The organism is Priestia sp. YIM B13552 (genome assembly GCF_042787775.1).
GTDB lineage: Bacteria > Bacillota > Bacilli > Bacillales > Bacillaceae_H > Priestia > Priestia megaterium_E.
Genome location: NZ_JBHZOU010000003.1, coordinates 256499 through 275484, shown reverse-complemented (window position 1 = coordinate 275484; position 18986 = coordinate 256499). Strand labels below are relative to the sequence as shown.

20 protein-coding genes and 2 riboswitches are annotated in these 18986 nt (G+C 38.0%); of the genes, 4 read left to right on the top strand and 16 right to left on the bottom strand.

The window, feature by feature from the left end:
- Positions 1-88: 88 nt before the first annotated feature.
- Complete coding sequence (locus tag ACFX40_RS13550) at positions 89-877, bottom strand: HAD family hydrolase (protein WP_098277915.1); 789 nt, start codon at positions 875-877, stop codon at positions 89-91.
- A 198-nt stretch (positions 878-1075) separates the two neighbouring features.
- On the opposite strand from ACFX40_RS13550, the gene ACFX40_RS13545 reads away from it, so the two are divergent.
- Positions 1076-1528, top strand: a complete 453-nt coding sequence (locus ACFX40_RS13545) for a MarR family winged helix-turn-helix transcriptional regulator (protein ID WP_098333091.1) — start codon at positions 1076-1078, stop codon at positions 1526-1528.
- Between the two features lie 36 nt (positions 1529-1564).
- On the opposite strand, the gene ACFX40_RS13540 is transcribed toward ACFX40_RS13545, so the two are convergent.
- Together ACFX40_RS13540 and ACFX40_RS13535 are read right to left on the bottom strand one after the other, a co-directional pair.
- Positions 1565-1999 carry a hypothetical protein gene (locus ACFX40_RS13540; protein ID WP_013083346.1) on the bottom strand — a complete coding sequence of 145 codons (435 nt, stop codon included), beginning with the start codon at positions 1997-1999 and terminating at the stop codon, positions 1565-1567.
- A gap of 144 nt (positions 2000-2143) precedes the next feature.
- On the bottom strand, positions 2144-3226 hold the full coding sequence (locus tag ACFX40_RS13535) for a tyrosine-type recombinase/integrase (RefSeq protein ID WP_098331757.1): 1083 nt from the start codon (positions 3224-3226) through the stop codon (positions 2144-2146).
- A gap of 335 nt (positions 3227-3561) precedes the next feature.
- On the opposite strand from ACFX40_RS13535, the gene ACFX40_RS13530 reads away from it, so the two are divergent.
- Complete coding sequence (locus ACFX40_RS13530) at positions 3562-4557, top strand: DUF3231 family protein (protein ID WP_028408367.1); 996 nt, start codon at positions 3562-3564, stop codon at positions 4555-4557.
- A gap of 53 nt (positions 4558-4610) precedes the next feature.
- On the opposite strand, the gene ACFX40_RS13525 is transcribed toward ACFX40_RS13530, so the two are convergent.
- From ACFX40_RS13525 to thiT, 7 genes are all read right to left on the bottom strand, one after another.
- Positions 4611-5801 (bottom strand): TcaA NTF2-like domain-containing protein, encoded by a 1191-nt coding sequence (locus ACFX40_RS13525; RefSeq protein ID WP_377255225.1) that lies wholly within the window; start codon positions 5799-5801, stop codon positions 4611-4613.
- A gap of 47 nt (positions 5802-5848) precedes the next feature.
- Entirely contained in the window at positions 5849-6781 is a 933-nt protein-coding gene (locus ACFX40_RS13520) for a TcaA NTF2-like domain-containing protein (protein WP_028408365.1), read from the bottom strand.
- A gap of 140 nt (positions 6782-6921) precedes the next feature.
- The gene (gene eat, locus ACFX40_RS13515; RefSeq protein ID WP_028408364.1) at positions 6922-8271 is read right to left on the bottom strand and encodes an ethanolamine permease; all 1350 of its coding nucleotides are present in this window, start codon (positions 8269-8271) and stop codon (positions 6922-6924) included.
- A 21-nt stretch (positions 8272-8292) separates the two neighbouring features.
- The gene (gene eutC / locus ACFX40_RS13510) at positions 8293-9006 is read right to left on the bottom strand and encodes an ethanolamine ammonia-lyase subunit EutC (RefSeq protein WP_098249607.1); all 714 of its coding nucleotides are present in this window, start codon (positions 9004-9006) and stop codon (positions 8293-8295) included.
- A gap of 14 nt (positions 9007-9020) precedes the next feature.
- A complete protein-coding gene (locus ACFX40_RS13505; RefSeq protein WP_098432910.1) occupies positions 9021-10391 on the bottom strand; it encodes an ethanolamine ammonia-lyase subunit EutB in 1371 nt (456 codons plus the stop codon).
- Positions 10392-10417: 26 nt separating this feature from the next.
- A complete protein-coding gene (locus tag ACFX40_RS13500; protein WP_377255222.1) occupies positions 10418-11833 on the bottom strand; it encodes an ethanolamine ammonia-lyase reactivating factor EutA in 1416 nt (471 codons plus the stop codon).
- Positions 11834-11989: 156 nt separating this feature from the next.
- Positions 11990-12598: an energy-coupled thiamine transporter ThiT gene (thiT, locus tag ACFX40_RS13495; protein ID WP_050689751.1), complete on the bottom strand. Its 609-nt coding sequence runs from the start codon at positions 12596-12598 to the stop codon at positions 11990-11992.
- 32 nt (positions 12599-12630) lie between these two features.
- Positions 12631-12731: riboswitch (TPP riboswitch) on the bottom strand.
- A gap of 174 nt (positions 12732-12905) precedes the next feature.
- Positions 12906-13090: riboswitch (Lysine riboswitch) on the top strand.
- A gap of 102 nt (positions 13091-13192) precedes the next feature.
- Between thiT and ACFX40_RS13490 the strand changes: the two genes are divergently transcribed.
- Positions 13193-14632: an amino acid permease gene (locus ACFX40_RS13490; RefSeq protein WP_050689739.1), complete on the top strand. Its 1440-nt coding sequence runs from the start codon at positions 13193-13195 to the stop codon at positions 14630-14632.
- A gap of 34 nt (positions 14633-14666) precedes the next feature.
- Here ACFX40_RS13490 and ACFX40_RS13485 read toward each other — a convergent pair whose 3' ends face one another.
- The 5 genes from ACFX40_RS13485 to ACFX40_RS13465 all read right to left on the bottom strand — a co-directional run bounded on the left by ACFX40_RS13485 (position 14667) and on the right by ACFX40_RS13465 (position 17380).
- Positions 14667-15035 carry a hypothetical protein gene (locus ACFX40_RS13485; protein WP_060745516.1) on the bottom strand — a complete coding sequence of 123 codons (369 nt, stop codon included), beginning with the start codon at positions 15033-15035 and terminating at the stop codon, positions 14667-14669.
- Positions 15036-15138: 103 nt separating this feature from the next.
- Positions 15139-15630 carry a GNAT family N-acetyltransferase gene (locus ACFX40_RS13480; RefSeq protein WP_060745515.1) on the bottom strand — a complete coding sequence of 164 codons (492 nt, stop codon included), beginning with the start codon at positions 15628-15630 and terminating at the stop codon, positions 15139-15141.
- Between the two features lie 90 nt (positions 15631-15720).
- The gene (locus tag ACFX40_RS13475; RefSeq protein ID WP_098250008.1) at positions 15721-16308 is read right to left on the bottom strand and encodes a cysteine hydrolase family protein; all 588 of its coding nucleotides are present in this window, start codon (positions 16306-16308) and stop codon (positions 15721-15723) included.
- A 21-nt stretch (positions 16309-16329) separates the two neighbouring features.
- Positions 16330-16638: a cupin domain-containing protein gene (locus tag ACFX40_RS13470; RefSeq protein WP_034651653.1), complete on the bottom strand. Its 309-nt coding sequence runs from the start codon at positions 16636-16638 to the stop codon at positions 16330-16332.
- On the bottom strand, positions 16613-17380 hold the full coding sequence (locus tag ACFX40_RS13465) for a YqcI/YcgG family protein (protein WP_098249603.1): 768 nt from the start codon (positions 17378-17380) through the stop codon (positions 16613-16615). The genes ACFX40_RS13470 and ACFX40_RS13465 overlap by 26 nt, the downstream gene beginning before the upstream one ends.
- A gap of 152 nt (positions 17381-17532) precedes the next feature.
- On the opposite strand from ACFX40_RS13465, the gene ACFX40_RS13460 reads away from it, so the two are divergent.
- The gene (locus ACFX40_RS13460) at positions 17533-18174 is read left to right on the top strand and encodes a LysE family transporter (RefSeq protein ID WP_060745513.1); all 642 of its coding nucleotides are present in this window, start codon (positions 17533-17535) and stop codon (positions 18172-18174) included.
- Here ACFX40_RS13460 and ACFX40_RS13455 read toward each other — a convergent pair.
- Positions 18160-18981, bottom strand: a complete 822-nt coding sequence (locus ACFX40_RS13455; RefSeq protein WP_098249602.1) for an alpha/beta fold hydrolase — start codon at positions 18979-18981, stop codon at positions 18160-18162. The two genes, ACFX40_RS13460 and ACFX40_RS13455, sit on opposite strands and share 15 nt — an antisense overlap.
- Positions 18982-18986 lie beyond the last annotated feature (5 nt).

Here is an 18986-nt window from a genome sequence, read left to right as displayed (position 1 = left end):
GGAACGGATATAGGACCTGCAAAGACTGCTGTGCTTATTTTCACAACAAAAAAGAGACGATTTCCGCCTCTTTTTTTGTTTGTTCGTATTATGAATTTAGTTCATCTAAAATTGAATGCAGTTCACTTAAATGGGTAATTTCATAAGTAGGAATGACTTCATTTCGCTCTTTATCGTGACGATTAATCCATACAGATTTCATTCCTACGCGAGAAGAACCCAGTATATCTGTCATTAAATTATCTCCAACCATAATCGCTTCATCTTTCTTTAAATCCATAAGTGATAAAGCATGGTCGAAAATAGATGGATCAGGTTTACCGCGGCCAAATGCACCTGAAATCACAATCTCATCAAAATATGGAACTAGTTCTGATGTAATATCCAATTTGGTATTTTGTAAGTCAGGTGAACCGTTTGTTAACAGCAGCAGCTTGTACTTTCCTTTTAATTGATCAAGCACTTCAAACGTTTCTTCGTATACAAACGGTGTTTTGCGGCGCTCTAACGGAAAACGCTCGGCTAGCTCTGCTCCAAAAGCATCATCGTGAATTCCTAGGGTACGAAGGCCTCGAGTCCAAGCTTCTTTGCGATAAGTAGGAACAATATCTTTCATTTTGCGGAATTCATCATGATCGTCTAAAAAATTCCCCCATAATCCTTCAAATGGATTAATGCCAATCATTTGCGTAAACTCATAGGTTTCATACGAAGCATATAATTCTCTTGCTTCCTTACGCACCGCTTCTTCTAGTTCTTCAGGTTTTAAATTATATTTCTCACTTGCATATGTACAGGTTGCAACGAATGCTTCTTTTACGCTTTTTTGGTCCCAAAGTAGCGTGTCGTCTAAGTCGAAAAATACCGCTTTAATCATGGATGTGTGTACCCCCTACTGTTTTTGAAAAAGTTTAACTATTCTTACACTAGATTACAAGGATACACACAATAAGTCTAGTGTATTTGCGATTTATTCTGTAAATTTATTTTTATTAAGCATCCTCTTTACAAACAAATTTACAGAAATAAAAACAGCTGATATAATCACAGCATGTATGTATGCAGGAGGTTTTATATGGAATCGTTAGAAGAAATGTTCGGCATTCCCACCGTTCGTACAAGTAAGCGCTTAAGCAGAGTAGTTGCCGCACGCTTGCGCCCTTTTGGGATTACACCAGAACAGTGGACCGTTTTAAAACGCGTATCAGAAGCTGAATATAGTACGCAGAAACAATTAGCTGAACGAGCGGATAAAGATCAAGCGACGCTGACTAAAATTTTAGATTTACTAGAAAAACAAAATTGGATTCAGCGTATCAGAAATCCAGAAGATCGCCGCTCGTTTTTTATTCAAATAACAGAAGACGGCCTGCGGTTAAAAACAGAAGTAACGCCTGCTGTGGAGCAGGTATTTTTCGAATTAACGTCCGAATTAAACGAGCAGCAGGTGAAAATTTATACCGAAACCTTACAAAAACTTGAACACCGCGCCGAACAATTGCTTCAAGACGCAGAAGACCTGCGTTAAATACCCAAAACCCCACAGCTAACATTCTGCGGGGTTTTACACGTAGTTGGCGATGCATAGCACTTCTTTGATTTTTGAAATCACTTGTTTGGTTTCATCTGTTAAAGAGGTGAATTTAAACGCGATGGATTCTGCATTTGGATTAATGAAGGGTTCTTTGTTCGTGTCTTTGCGGTAGTCTTCAATTTGTTCTAAACAATATTTTAAAATAAACGACAAGTTCGCACGTCGAAATCTCAAACTGACGGTAGAAGGCCATCTTTTTTGAAACTGATTGCTTCCCTCATACTGAATCGCTCCAATGTAGCGCTCTCCGGATAAAAAAGATTCTTTGCTTCGATATAGCTGAACGGTTTGGGCTGTTCCGCTCCAGTCAATATAAATACCTGCTGTTTCACAAACTTCGTATATGTAATGAAAAAGCTCCGTTACTTCTCCGAAATGGTAGTGAAGCGGATGTTTAGCCGTCATAGGTAGCTCCCTCCTTTATCGACTTTCTACCATCATTATATTGTAGGAAAAGTAACTTATTCATTTATACAACTTATTTCATACGCATAAGCAGGAAAAATGAAAATATATGTTTTTTAGTTTACATAAAAATATTATAAGTAATTAGCGATAACCCGATTTTCGAAACGCGTCGTATACCGTATCTTCTTGAAGTTTTTCAAGATAAACGTTCGTTGTAGCAATAGAAGAATGCCCTACTACTTGCTTCACAACCGCAAGCGGAACGTCATTAGCTAAACTGTTTGTAATAAAGGTGTGACGAAACCAATGAGGAGAAATAGACGCGTTTCCTTTTACTTTATAAACAGCTGATTTAATCGTTCGATACAACGTTGTATAGGACAGTCGCTTCTTTTCCCCGGTACGATAGTACTCTTTAATGGAATAAAAAAGCGGTTCGGTGTCAAAAGGACTTAATTCAGTGCTTTCATTTAACGCTTGCCGGTAAGTGAAAAGCGTTTCTTTCACATCATCAAACACGGGAATCGTTCGTTCCTTTTTTCCTTTACCAATCACATCTACAACCAAATTTCCGCGGCGGTCTTCGCGGAAGCTTCCCCAATTTAAACTCAGCAGTTCACTTGAACGCATTCCGCTCATATATAAAAGCATTCCCATTAAGCGATTGCGCGCTTTGAATTCCTTTTCATACTGACGAATGCGCACGACTGATTCTAACGCATTTACAATCACCTGGGCTTCCCGGTCGGTTAGCTCTCGGTACTCGGTGCGATTTTGTTTTTCCTTGTCGCTGTAATGTCCTTTTGCAATAGATGGTTTTTCAATCCACGTCGTATACAGCGAAGGATAAAAATGAGTAGCGTGTCCAAACTCTAGCATTCTTCTAAAAAATTCTAGTTTTCTTGCAGCGGTGCGATTGGCATATTGATTCATCATTTCTTCATTAAATAATTTGACTTCCATAAATCCAATCGATTTTAATGTAATCTCTCGTTCATAGAAAAAAGACAGAATCGTTTTCATGTCTTGATTGTAAGATCTGATTGTATGAGGAGAAAGTGATTTTTTGATAATACGCATTGAAAAAAAGAGCTGAATAAATTCTTCATCTGAAACGTGCTTTAAATTTAAGTTGTTATCTTCATCTAACAGCTCTGCCTCTTCCCACTGCTCTTTTAGCTGGCGAAACGAATTTTTCGCAGGAGACAATTCAAATTCTTCCATTTTACCCCTCCTAATGATTAAAAACAAAGATATCCCTTTAAAACGATCTAGGATTTGATATAACTAATTTTCATCAATTCGCAACAAATACCATTAAAAGTTTTTAAAAACCTCTCAAAACTCAATTTAAAAAGCCGTTTTTAAAAGATTTTAATAAAAACATCCATTATATGTAAAAATAATTCTGTTTTCTGCTTATTTATCTACTTTATCATACGAACGCTTGATAAGGAAGAGTTATCTTGCGTTAGTTAACTAAAGGATTTTAATTGTGTTAGACAGCAATGTTTTGGGAACACTAGTAGGAGTTTAAGTAATAATTGGAGGTACCGAATTTGGATAATCAGAAAAATAGATTGACGTCATCAGAAATTACAAGTTTATGGGCACAATACATCCAAGACACCATGTCTGTTTGTATTAGTAAATATGTGTTAGCAAAGGTTAAAGATTCTGAGGTTTATACTCTTTTTGAATTTACTTTAGAACTGGCTGAAAAACATTTGCACGTGCTTAGAAATATTTTTAAAGCTGAAAAATTAGATTTGCCGCTCGGCTTTACTGATAAAGATGTAAATCTAGATGCTCCTCCTTTGTTTACGGACACCTTTTGGTTAGTATATATACACGAAATGACCATGCACGGGTTGGCTGGATATAGTATATCTTTTAGTGTTTCAGCACGCAAAGATATACGTGACCATTATTATCAATGCAATATTGATGCGATGGACCTTTATAATAAATCTATTGAAATTCTTATATCGAAAGGTATTTATCAACGATCTCCCTACTTTTCTAAAACAGAAAGAGGTCACTCGATTACAGAATGGGGATATGTCATGGACCTATTCGGAGACAAAAGACAGTTGAACTCAATGGAAGCTGGAAATATTTATTTTAACTTAAAAAAGAGTATCGCAGCTAAAGCGCTTGTGATTGGCTTCAAACAGGTAACGAAAGATAAAGATATCCATAGCTTTATGGAAGAATGTTTGCACACAGCCAGTAAGAATATAAACATTTTTTCTTCCTTACTTCAACAAGAAAACCTGCAGTCTCCACGCTTGATGGATTCTGAAATTACAAATTCTGACGTAGCCCCATTTTCTGATAAACTAATGGTATTTCATGCGGGATTTTTGTTTCATTTAGCTACTACATATTATGCTGCAGCTATGATAACTAGTATGAGAATAGACGTAGCCAGACATTGTGATGCTTCTATTTTAAGGGATTTAAAAACCATCTCTTCTTTTGGCCGAATAATGATCAAAAAAGGATGGATCGAAAAACTGCCAAGAGCAGATGATCGGAAAGAATTATCTTGATATCCTACGAACTTATCTGTAAATAAAAAACATCACGCAGAGCGTGATGTTTTTTAAAGTGATTCAATTTTAGTCAGGTGCAGCTGTTTATTGCTGTAGGAAACGGTATAGGTTCGATAATACTCTTTTTCCTGACTTTGACCGTTCGTTGTAATTGAAATGACTTCTTTCGTTTGAATTGTATAGACCGCTTCGCCCTCTTCTTCACTCACAGATTCCACGTCCAATACTGAATAATCAATGAGTTCTTCTCGAATGTCTCTTTCGTACAGCATTTTCACAAGCTGCTTTTGATCATTCCACAAAACACTATCCCGCTGGATATAAGGCTGTACGTGTTCAAATTTATTCGTGTTAATGGACTTTGTTAAATCTCGTAAATAATGTTCAATGAAAATATCCGCTGTTTCTTGATCAACTTTTTGGATGTTTTTTAAATTAAAATCTTTTTCTTCCTTCTCTTCTTTTTCTTTTTCATCTTCTTTAAAATCGTCGATTCGCTGAGAGCTGTTTTTGCTGATGGCATACTTTGTGTTGTTCTCTTTGAAAACCAAGATTTCTTCCTTTTCCCCTTTTTCATTTGTACGGGTCGTTTTACCTTGGTATGAAGTATCACTAGAAGGATTAATTGACTTTACGTATTCGATATATTCATCGGCCGTAATGTTGAGGTATTTTTGATGATAGGTAACTTCATCCCATTCGTTTAACTTCCAGTGCTTATTAACGTATTTAAAATTCATGTAAATGGTCAGTCCGCCGCTTCCTTCTTTACTAATTGGCTCAATAGCCGAGATCGAAAATTGCCCAGCATGATTGTTAATAAGTTCAAATCGAATCAGATGAGTTACATCAGGAAAAAAGCTCATATTGCATTCTTTGCAGTAATAATTAGTAGAAATACTTTTTAGCTTTGTTGCAATTAAAGATGAAGTTGCATATGGCGTTAACGCTTTTTTTAGCGTTTCATAATCAGCAGGGTTAGATTCATTTTCCCATTCGTACTCTTCGCCTAATTCTTTATAAGTACTTGAAATTTTGTTCATCGTCTCAACCGCAGTTTTTTCTGCTTTTTTTTCTGATACAAGGTCAGGCTTGATAGATGACTTAGCTTGATCTTTTGGAATCACTTCATCTGAGGAAGGTTCGGTTGGTTTGGATAACTTAACTGTTTCTTTTTCTTCACAGGCTGTTAAAACCATTAGCAGCAGTAGAACGAATGCAATCGTCCATTTTTTATGCATAAGGTGTCCTCCTCAATGCCGAATTTAGTCTGTTTTTAAAATGATCTTTAATTCTCAAACGTATCGAGCACGTAATCACCGCTTGGAATTCCCCACTTTGCCTTTTTATTTTGATCTGTTTTAGCAAGTAATGAAATGGAGTTTTCTTTAAGCGTAATGACAATGGTTCCTTTATTTCCTTGTCCATCATTTTCATATTCAATGGCTGCTTGGTTATTTTCAAAACGAATATTTTTTTGTTCAACGGTTGACACGCGGATTTTGCTAGGTGGCTGGTACGAATTTATTTTAATCGTTGCTTCCGAGTTTGATGTAGCAAGAAATTGAATGATAGGAGATCCGTTATCATTGCCAGTGGTCCATTTTCCATCGTAGTCGTGTAAATCTGTTGTTTGTGTAGTGGGAGTTTCAGTGCTTGCATTTGGTTTAGATGAAAAGTCAAATGGTTCTACATTCGATAACTTTAACGTATCGTTTTGATAAACGGCTGTATAAAGGCGGTCACAAATTTTAGTATAAGGATCTTTACCCGGCTGTTTTAATAAGCTTTCCTCGTGGGTTTGTATTTTGAATACATGGTTAGGTTCTTCATACCAATTGACAATATGAAACGTTTGCTTCTTCTGCTCGATGCCTTGGCGTGTGAAATTTTCAACAAGAAGGTTTTGCTCTTTATAAAAAGAACTGTCAGCTTTCAAAAAAGCTTTTAAATCATCAAAAGAGTTTTGATCCACTGCCTTTCCAAACGCTGAAAAGTAATCAGTCATCCAGGCTGTAATAAATTTCCCGCTCATTGCTTCTTTATTTAAATCAATCGATTGAATGCTTTCTACCTGTGTTTTTGGTTCGTTTAGTACTTTTTTTGCATCTTTTTCTACTATCATTGTATTTCCGTCTTTTAATGTTTCTTCTTGCTGACAGGCTGATAACAGAATAGATGAAACAACCGTGATAATGATTGTATTACGTTTGTTCATCATAATTGCCCCTTCTTTATCTAATATAAATGTATGTATATTCTTCCAACAAACAGACCTAGTATATCATTCTACAAAAAAACGCTCAACCCTTTAATTTCGCAAGAAAAACGGCTTGCCTTTACAGCGAGCCGTTTTCCTTACTATTTAATGGATGCTTCTTGATATGAATTGGCTGCTTCTTTTTTGAGCTGTCTAGAGCCATAAAAGACATAGTAAATAATTGAAAGAAGGAAAATTCCAAGAATCACATAAATTAAAGGTAGAGAAACGCCAAACAGCATTAAATTTGTTGTAAGAACACTGTATTTTATGATGCTGTACAAGCACAGAATCCCTAATACTAAGGCAATACTTGGCACGACCGGGTAGTTCACTTTAAAAGGACGGGACAGGTTAGGTTCTTTTTTGCGTAAAATGAAAAGAGAAACTAAACTGATGCAGTACATCATCATTGCTCCGAACACGGATAAGATAATAAGTGCATTGGCAAACGTTGCAGATCCTGCACAAATCACGCCGATTGCTCCCGGAATCAACAAACCGCCGACAGGAACTCCTTTTTTATTCGTTTTAGCAAGAAATTTAGGGAAGTAACCATCTCGTGCAAGCGCATAGGTTTGTCTTGAAAATCCCATGATGATTCCATTTAAGCTAGCAATCAAGCCGAATAGCCCGATAATAGCAACAACGGTTGAAATGCCGTTTCCGTATACAGAAGACAGCGCCTGCGGAAGTGGATAATCGGCTAGCTTCCCGCTTCCTCCGCCAAGTCCTGCTGTTACAAATAGTGTAAACAACGTTGCGGTTGCTAGAGTAATAATCGCTCCAATAAATCCTTTAGGAATGTTTTTCTTAGGATTTTCCACTTCTTCCGCTGCCATTGCTCCACCTTCTATTGCCAGATAAAACCAAACAGCGAATGGAATAGCTGCTAGTACCCCTGTTGGCCCGTTAATAAATGAATGATCATTAAAAATATTTGATGTTTGTACATGAGGCAAACCAGCTACATAAAAAATAGATAAACCAATTAGTGCAACAATGGTAGCTGTAAGCTCAATCACCGCTACTTCTTTTACCCCGATTAAATTTAATAAAACAAAGAAAATAAAGGCACCTACCGTTGCGTATACAGGGTTAACGGCTGGAATGAGAAAATGCAGGTATGCTCCTGTTGATACGGCAATAGCAGGAGGAGCAAAAATAAATTCAAGCAAGCAGGCAATTCCTGCGATATATCCCCCAAAAGGTCCAAGTGCTCTTCTTGCATAAGCTGAAGGTCCACCGGCTTGCGGGATAGATGTTGAAAGCTCTGCATAACTGAACATAAACGTTGTGTAAAACACAGTTACAATTAAGGTTGCAATTGCAAGCCCAATAATCCCGCCTTGTTCAAACCCGTAATTCCACCCAAAGTATTGTCCTGAAATAACCATGCCCACTGAAATAGCCCATAAATGAATAGGTTTCAATTGTTTTTGTAACGCCATACGTTCTCCTCCTTTTGATGTTTAGACAATAAGATGTACACCGCTTGTTTGCTGCTTAATCATTTTGTCAATCATGGTACCGATATGTGCGGCTGCCTCAATAGGAGGCGTCCCTCTTTTATGAATATTAGAAATAACCATACGATCAGACTCTTTTTTGCCTTTGCTAGGTTCATAGCACATGTAAGCACTCATGGATTCAGCACTGACCAGTCCAGGTCGCTCCCCAATCAATAGCACAAGTGCTTTTGACTTTATGATCTCGCCTATTTCATCCATACACGCAACTCGTCCCCCTTTTACAAAAAATGAAGTCCCGATATGAAGTCCATATGACTGCAGGGAGTCAATTAAAGCTGGATAGACGTCGCTTATGTTTTCTTCAATTGCCTTGGCGCTCAGTCCATCCGAGACTACCACTTGTACATCAGGCCGCTGCACGCAGTTTTTAAAAATTTCTTTCTTAGCGTTATCTGCTAATAACCTTCCTTGATCTGGCCGTTTTAAATAATGTTCTTTTGACTCCACACGTGTATTCACAGAGAAAAGGTTAAACTCGGCTAAAATATCTTCTGAAACTACTCCATATACAGAGTCTACAGCTGCAGCGTGATCCGTGCGAAAAGATAAAACGTCTTTTGTTAGCGGCCTTGTTCCTGTACGGCCGACACCTATGCGGGCAGGGGTAAATTGTTTAAGTGTTTCAAGCGGATCGCGATTTGACTTTGGTATCATAGTAAGCACCTTCCTTAAATCAAATTCATAAAAATAGTTGGGTCTCCGGCTCTAGATGTAAAGCGCCCGTTGTCCATAATACGCTGATCTTCAAGCCACTTTTGAAATAACGGCGTTGGGGTACGACCTAACACGTTACGTACCGTTGCGATGTCATGATAACTAAGAGACTGGTAGTTTAGCATGCAGTCATCAGCCATGGGCACTCCTATGACAAAGTTCACTCCAGCTGTTCCCAGAAGCATACTTAAATTATCCATATCATTTTGATCAGCATCCATGTGGTTGGTGTAACATACGTCTACTCCCATAGGCAGGCCGTGCATTTTACCCATAAAATGATCTTCTAACCCAGCTCGTAGAACTTGTTTGCTGTTATATAAGTATTCAGGTCCAATAAATCCAACAACTGTATTAACTAAGAAAGGCTTGTAGTGACGAGCTAAGCCGTAGCATCTGGCTTCGAGCGTTACTTGATCAATGTTATAGTGAGCTTCTGCTGACAGTTCAGAACCTTGTCCTGTTTCAAAATACCAGCGGTTTGGACCTTTTGCCGTTCCTTTTTCATGAATTAACGCTGTCGCTTCATCGAGCATAGACAGTGAAATTCCAAATGAATCATTACCAGCTTCTGTACCTGCTAAACTTTGAAAAATCAAGTCAGCAGATGCTCCTTTTTCAATTGCTCTCATTTGACTCGTTACGTGTGATAATACACAGTTTTGAGTAGGAATTGACCATTCGTTGATTATATTTTTTGTTTCATTTAAAAGCGCGTAGATATTATCCGTTGTGTCAATAACAGGGTTAATTCCGATAACCGCATCTCCAATTCCATAGCTTAACGCTTCGTATAGAGATGCTCTCATTCCTTTTAAATTATCTGAAGGATGATTAGGCTGGGCTCTAGAAGCCAATACTCCTTTTTGGCCGATAGTCGTTTGACAAGTAGTTTGCACTTCTATCTTGGCAGCTCCTTGAATTAAATCTAAATTGGACATAATTTTAGTAGCCGCCGCAATCATTTCGCTGCTTAATCCTTGGCTAAGTGCAAGAAGGTCTTCTCCGCTATGCTGATCGGATAAAATATATTCTCTTAAATCCCCTACTGTCCAATTTTTAATAATATCGTAAACAGATGAATCAATCTGACTTTCGATTAATGCCGAGACGTTGTCTTCATCTGCGCTGAGCAGCGGATAGTTTCTGATATCAGCAAGTGTGATATCAGCTAGGACTTGCTTTGCTGCCATTCGTTCTTTCATTGACTCAGCGCTAACTCCTGCGAGCTGATCTCCAGAACGTTCTTCGTTTGCTTTGGCCATGATTTCTTTTAAGCTATAAAATGAAAATGTTTCTCCTAACAATCGTGTAGTTTTAAACATCGTTTCCTCCTTGTATATTTAGTAGATTATGATGAAAAAGCGAGCGTTTTAACGGAAACGGAGATCGCTTCTCCAGCTACTGGTAACCCTAGATCAATGTAATCTCCGTGTGTAAAATCAATTTGATCTAAACAAATAATTTCTAACTCTTTCCTCTGTTTAGCTAATGCTTGTCCTAAAGCTTTTGCAATATCTTGCTCGCATAGAACAACGAGGCACTTAGCTCCTTTAAAACAAGCAATAAATTCAGTGCTTATTACTTTTGCTAATTCTTGAAGCATCTTATAGCTGCAGTAAGGAAAATGAGATAAAGCAATAGCAGCGGGGGGATCTTCTGCGCTGAAAATAGTTGAAGCCTGCATACATGCCGCTCGAGCTCTTTCTTGAAACATCAGCGGATTCCATTTCGCTTCTTGCTGAACAGGTATCTCTACAATCGGTATATTTTTTAACGGCAGCCGCTTTGACCCAATGTATACAGTTGATCCGCTAACTTCTGTATTTTGCATACCAGCCCCAATTACAGTAGCGCGCGTTGTCTCAGCGGCTTGAGATACTTGGATGGATTGAAAATGATATGCTAGAAGCGGACCAACGTCTCCATGTATGGCCACTTCCTTCACTGTTTTTGGCTTTTGCTTCTCCATCATTGCTCCTACTCCTCCTGAAACCATGATCATTTCGGGGATAGAAGATCTTGTATGAGGAGAAACGATCAGCGAGGAATTTTGATTCAGCGCATTTACATAATTCACGGTTTCTTCAGCTAGTAATTGACAGATAGACGAGAGCTTTTCAAATGTTGCTTTTTCACCTTCTCGCAGTGTTAAAGAATTATTTTTCAAAAATTCAGTTAAATGAGAAGAAACGTAGGTAACAAAACCTTCTGAATTCAGACGAATTAATCTTCCTCCCACATGCAGTGTAAACGTTTCTATAACTTTTCCATTTTGACATAAAGCGATGTTAGCAGTTCCTCCTCCTACATCAATATTGGCAATTACTGCATTTGTTTCAGCAGAACGTTCGATTGCTCCTGATCCTTTTGCTGCTAATATTCCTTCTAAGTCAGCGCCGGCTGTTGCAACAACAAAATCCCCAGCATGTTCGGCTAGATAGTGAACGATACTTTCTGCATTTTTCTTTCTGGCCGTTTCTCCTGTGATGATCACAGCACCTGCCTCCACTTGATCTAAGGAGATTCCTGCATTCTTATACTCTTGTTCTAGTAGTACCGTTAATCGTTGAACATCGATTTCAACATCGTTTAGCATAGGAGTGGTATAGATAGAACTTGCATACGTTACGCGACGATCAATAATTTGACAGCCTGGCAGCGTAAACTGATTTTGTTGATTTGCTATTAACAGCTTGCTTACAATCAGTTTTGTTGTACTTGTTCCAATATCTAAACCTATGCTCGTGATCCATTTCTGTAGCATGCTATCAATCCCTTATCTCGTTTGAATATGGTGATTATCATAAAACAGTTTTTTGAATATTTCACTAACTATGTTATCAAACCTGACACACTTTTGTGTAAACAAAGGTGACAAATGACAAAAAAGACTAAATCTTGGTAGATTTAGTCTTTTTGCTTATGATGAGTGTGATTTAGTTATAATCATTCTTGATGCCGATGGAATCAATAGTGAAAGAATGATTAAGCAGGCTATTAGTGATCCTACCATTGAAATCCCGTTCATTGAAAAAGAATACCATAGAGCGGACATGCCCTTTGGCGCATATGATCCCCAGAAAATAATACCCGCAATAAAGTGCCAGAAATACCGTGCGAAGCTGCCGATAATAAGGGATAAAACAATCAAAACAAAAGCTTTTGATCTGTTATTGTTAGCTAAATTTGTTTTAATAGATTGCGAAAAAATACCTCCAAAACCTATAAAAGCAAAAGCCACAATATATTCAATAAACGTTTGCAGCGCTGTTAAAATATAAGCCGTTCCTGTTGCCAACTGTAAAAGCCCCCATAATAGACCAGATAGAGCCCCGCCTTTTACTCCCCAGCGAAAGCACATAATAAAAATGGGCACCATGGAGAACGAAATACTCACAGCTGTTGCAATCTTAATGGAAGGCAAAAGATCAAGTAGAAGTGCCAATGCTGCAAAAATAGCTATTTCAATTTTAGCCTGTAAAGGTAATGCTTTATTCACGTTTCTCACTCCTGTTTTTGAATCATTCATATCAAACGGTTTACACAGGAGTAAGCAAATATATGCTACTATTCCCACATTCCTACGCTAGCGTTAACTAACAGGTTCGAAGGGTCTGAACAATTTGTTCACTCTCAGCACGGCGGCTCCCCCTGTGGTACGTTCGGATATTTATGTAGTATTATGACAACATCCATTATATCATATGTAACAAAATAGATTCGAGAGATTTCAAAGATGTTTCTATTTTCTGAATCTATTTTTTATAATGACAATCGTTTTAGTATTTGGTATACTTCTTTTATGTCAAATGAATATAAAAAACCCTCATCCTAATCGATGAGGTAGAGGTCGCAGTTTTTAATAGTAAAGCAACGGAAATGCAGAGAACATTGAGGATGTTGCTTGAAAGGAAAAATTGCCGAAGTTTAGATCACTTCTCGGTTGATTTAAGCTGGGGCTGTCTCCGAACAGGAACAGAACTGTCACATCATGCGAGTGATGTGAAGAGCTATCTTCACGGAAGGTTGACGCGGTTTTCAGATTTAAAAGCGCGCACATATACTGCGGGCTTTTTTTATGTTATCCCGTCTCTTTCCGTACATTCGAAAGGAGTATTTATCTATGCAAGAGCAGCAAGAATTAAAACGTGGGTTGAAATCTCGCCACTTAACGATGATTTCATTAGGAGGAGCCATCGGAACCGGCTTATTCCTAGCAAGTGGTGGAGCAATTCACACAGCAGGACCTGGGGGAGCGCTTTTAGCTTACGCTATCATTGGTGTCATGGTTTACTTTTTGATGACCAGCCTAGCGGAGCTCGCAGCTTATATGCCTGAAGCCGGTTCGTTTAGTACGTATGCGTCTCGGTTTGTAGATCCATCCTTTGGTTTCGCTCTCGGCTGGAACTATTGGTATAACTGGGCTATTACGATTGCAGCTGAATTATCGGCTGGAGCCCTTATTATGAAATTTTGGTTCCCAAACTCTTCTTCTATTTTATGGAGTGCCCTGTTTTTATTAATTATGTTTGGGCTTAACTACCTTTCTGTAAAAGGATTTGGTGAATCTGAATTTTGGTTTTCGTTAATTAAAGTAGTAACGGTTATCATCTTTTTAGTTATTGGTATTATGATGATTTTTGGTATCTTTAACAATGAAGCACCAGGTTTTAAAAACTTCACGCTTGGTGATGGACCCATTCACGGTGGATTCTTTACTGTCTTAGGTATTTTTATGGCTGCTGGTTTTTCATTCCAAGGAACAGAGTTGCTTGGAGTCGCAGCTGGAGAAAGTGAAGATCCGGAAAAAACGGTTCCTCGCGCAGTTAAACAAGTCTTCTGGCGCATCTTGTTATTTTATATTTTAGCTATTTTTGTTATCGGGATGCTTATTCCATACACAGCGGATTCATTAGCAAGTGATGATGTGCGGGTAAGTCCATTTACTTTAATATTCGAACGAGCAGGTCTGGCGTTTGCAGCATCAGCTATCAATGCCGTTATTTTAACAGCCGTTTTATCTGCTGGTAACTCAGGTATGTATGCTTCTACGCGTATGCTTTGGAACTTAGCGAAAGATGGAAAAGCACCGAGGTTCTTAGCAAAAGTAAATAAACGAGGCGTTCCGGTTAATGCTTTAATCGCAACGGCACTTGTCGGTACACTTGCATTTGGTGCTTCATTTTTTGGAGACGGTGCGGTATACACGTGGTTACTTAACGCTTCTGGTATGTCTGGTTTTATTGCTTGGTTAGGAATTGCCATCAGCCACTATCGTTTTAGAAGAGCATTTGTTGCTCAAGGTCATGATTTGAGTGAACTTCCATATCATGCAAAACTTTTCCCGTTTGGTCCTATCTTTGCCTTTATTTTATGTGCTGTTGTCATTTTAGGTCAAAACTATTCGGCGTTTACGGGTGATTCGATTGACTGGTACGGTGTACTTGTTTCTTATATCGGACTTCCTTTATTCTTAATTGTTTGGTTAGGATACAAATGGACGAAAAAGTCAAAACTTATTCCGTTAAAAGAATGCCAAGTAACAGTAAAAAAATACGAATAAAAAAGCTCTCTATTCTTTTGAATAGAGAGCTTTTTTATGTGATCTGATCAGCAAAATGAAGAGATATATAGGCGGGCTGATTTTTCATAACAAGCATATAACCTTTGAGGGGGCGATTACAGTAATCAGCAGCTTCTATATAATAAATATGCTGAATTAACCTGCTTAAATGGGTTACAAAAGATGGAAGTTGATGAGTAGGAATGCTTTGGATGTAGTCTATGATTTCTTGTTGAGTTTGAAGGCCTGAATGGGTACATTCTAACAGATAAAAAAGCGGATCTGCTGCTATAGTAGATAGTTCAGAGTTGTGTTTGATTCTATTCAGCTGGATATGCAGTTCTTTTTTTGACCATCTTTTTGGAATAGCTCTTAGATACTGATATTGAAAATGTGTATTCATGATAGCTAACACCTTTCGTATTAAAATAATAAAACGACTTATTATTTTAATAACCTTTACACATGAAACTAAAACGTTACAATGTGTAAAGGTGTCATACATCTTATAAAATAAGCTGATAAAAAAGAACATCTTGCCACTGATTAAATTTCCAGCCTACTTCTTTAAATTCTCCGCAAAATGTAAAATTAAATTGCTCATGCATTTTGATACTGATATCATTCCCTTTTGTAATCCCTGAAATAACAACGTGATGGTTGAGTTCTTTAGCTAATTCCAAAATTCGCTTCATAAGCTTTTTTCCAATGCCATGCCCCTGCTGGTTTTTATCAATATAAATCGATAGCTCTACCGTTTGAATGTACGCCTCTTTATCTCGATAAGAAGAAAGCGAAGCATAGCCCGCTACTACCCCATCTTTTTCTGCGACAATAAGCGGAAAAAGTTCATTGCTAATATGATTATTAAACCAGCTCCTTCTATGCTCTACTGTTACAGGCGTTAAGTCAAAAGTAGCAGCACTTGTTTGAACAGACTGGTTATAAATTTCAACAAGCATAGGTAAATCTTCTTCTTTAGCATAACGAATGATCATATGTACAAACTCCTTATAGTATAGAATTATCTTTATTTTACTTCTTTTAATAAACATAATCTACATAAAAAACCGATGTGCACATGCACATCAGTTGTGATTTTGAGCATATTGAAAGGTTTGAAGAACTTGAAGTGTCTCTTTTGTAGAAACGACCGTCGCAAACTCCTCATGCAAAGAAGACAGTGCGAATGTATGTACATCTTCTGCAGGAAGCCTTGTTTTTCCATCGTAGGACATACCATCAAAGCAAGCTGTTGCATCGTTTACAACGTACGTTCTGTACCCTAGATTTCCAGCCATGCGGGCAGTCGTGGAGACGCAGTGATTAGTAGTTAGTCCTATTAAGATAAGCGTATCATAACCATTTGCTTTTAAATAACTGTCTAGCTCTGTTCCAATGAAACAGCTGTTCACGTGTTTGCGAATTAAGTATTCGTCTTCTTGTGGACCAAACCCTTCTTTGAACTGAAACCCCTTCGAACTGGGGTGTAAAGGAGAATCTGGATTTTCTGATGCATGTTGTACGTGAATAACAGGATAGTCTTGGCGCCTCCATGCTTGCAGTAGCGTCAGCATATGTTTTTCTGCATCTAGATTGTTTCTTTCCCCCCACTGTGGTGAATAAAATCCTTCTTGTACATCAATAAGCAGCAGCACTGGCCGGGAACGTAGCATAAGCATCATCTTCTTTCATCTTTATTTTAAAATGGAAATAACGTATGTGCACCCATCAGGACCGGCTTTTGACGAATGAACCGTCTGTTTCGGTAAATGTATCCGATCTCCTGCCTGACATAGAACCGTATCATGTTCAACTGTAAAGTAAATAGATCCTTCAAGTATATGAAGAATTTCATCAGTTGGATGGGTATGAGATGGGTGCGTTTGAAAAGCAATATCATGCTGTACTTCAACGTATCCAGTATACGCCGGAAGCAGTTCTTTAATTACTTCTTCAAACTTTCCGCCAACTCCTTTTTTAATAGAGGCTTTTTTTACGTCCATGCTGCTCACTCCTTTTTAATTTAAACGGACACTGTCCGGTAGTATAGTTGTTATCATCGTGTAAAAAATATTGCTTCCACTCTCGGTTTTCCTGCTGTCCATACCATCCTAACTCAGGGTGAGCTGATACGTCATCATATGTTTTTAACCGATCGCGGACCACCTTTTGTACGTGCCGCCCTATTTTTGAATCTCCTGTCATACCTTCAAACACCCACCGAGGTTGAAATGTAATCATAAATCCCCTGCTCTTACGGCTTTTACGTAAAGAATGAGCAGGCGTATTACAGACGACAAAAATAGGTTCTCCGTGAAAGCAAAATTCCCATAATGGATCTTTTGGATCTTTTGGAATGTCTTGCGGCCATTTCTTTTGATCAATTTGATGAAGAAACGTCAACGTATCCCAAAACATCGTTTCGTACTCTTCCATTGAACGTTCTTTATGTTCAGGCTTAAAGAATAACACAAAGGATGTATAGCGACCTATGGTTTTAAAAGTATCTATGTATTCTCTAAGTGCCGACGCTGCATTCCTAATATCTTGGTAGTTATAAGGAGTAGTCACAAATGAAAACCGCAGTAAATCTTTTTTAAAGCCTTCTACCCCTAATATACAAGGAAATGGATTTTCTTCTGATAATATATCGCTTCGGAAATATTGAAAAGCATCTTTTCCCCAAAACGGGACGTGCGTTGACTCTAAAATCTCATTGGCTCGAAAAAGCATTTTTGATGCCATTAAAACCCTCCTTATGGAACTCAACGTTACATGTGTATTAAAGAAAAGAAAGTTTATGAGCATTTTTAACTAAATGTCGCTTCTAAATTATAAAACTCTAATCTATATATATATAAGCTACTATTGGACAAGTTAGAAAGGAGGCTGTGTTTGTGGAGTGGTTTTTGATTGCTATAAAACAAATAATTCTAGGTATTAGTCTCGCAGCACCGGTAGGTCCAATTAATATAGAGATGATTAAAAAAGGCCTGACGAAAGGTTTTTGGGCTTCTTGGCTAGTTGGTTTAGGAGGCATGACGGCCGACATTTTATTTATGCTCCTCATTTTAATAGGCTTAACGCCTTTTGTTCAGATGCAGGCTGTTACTGTTACCCTGTATGCAACTGGTTTTGTCATGCTCACATTTGTTGGCTTTCAAAGTATGAAACAAGCTGTTTCTCGCTCCTTTTCAATAGATGTAAATAAACCCTCTATTAAAAGAGATAAGTCGTTTTTTACAGGTTTCTTCATTGCTCTTATGAATCCTTTAAATATTGTGTTTTGGTTTGGTGTATTTGGGTCAAGCTTAAGCGAAAGCCTCCAAAGTCAAACATGGCTATCTGTCTTTTTTCACAGTTTCTTTATTATCTTTGGCATCCTTCTTTGGAATTTAAATATTGCCAGCAGCATTCATTTTACAAGAAAATTTATCACGCCTAAGCTTCTTCGTTTCATTACGTTAGGTGCCGGGTTTTTACTTTTTTTATTTGGCTGCCAGTTCGGTTTTAAATGTATATCCTTACTTGTAGGCTGAGCTTTTAGCGATGAGTTCAATAAGAGTGTCATTTACTTTCTCACGGTCATCATAAAAAAGGCCGTGTCCACTGTTTTCAAATGGAAGAAGTGTAGAAAATGAAATATGACGATTCATAACTTTTGCAAGATCAAATGGACAAATTTGATCTTTTTTCCCGTGTAATATATATGTCTCAGCGAAAATTTGACTTAAATCTTCCCGTAAGTCTTCGTCTCGTAAAGACACCGCAGTTTTAATCGTTCCATGACCGGATGCCTCTAAACCTAAATCTTGAAACCACCCTCTAAAAGCTGAACTGGTTGGCTGATTAAAAAACTTTTTCCCAAACTCTTCAAGCATGTTAGGACGATCTCTATACGTATTTTGAATAATTGTATTTACTTCTTCAGAAGGAAGTCCATATGGAAAATCAGTTTTTTGAATAAAACTAGGAGCCGCTGCTCCTAATAAAATTAACTTCTTCACGCCATATCCTAAATGTCTGCTCATATATCGAATGGCAATGGCTCCCCCCATAGAAAAGCCTACGAGCGTATAATTTTTAAGCTCCAGTCTTTCTACTAACATGCGAACATCATCCGCTAATTGATTATAAGAATAGCCGGTGAAAGGTGCATCTGATTTTCCGAATCCCCGAAGATCAGGAGCGATACATCGAATACCTCGGGCCGGCAACGTTGTAAATTGGTATTCGTACATTTTAGCGTTAACCGGCCACCCGTGAAGGAAAAGAACGGGTTCCCCTTTTCCAATATCTCGAACAAAAAGTTTAGTCTTAGGAGTTACGTGAATAAAGTAGTTCATCTATA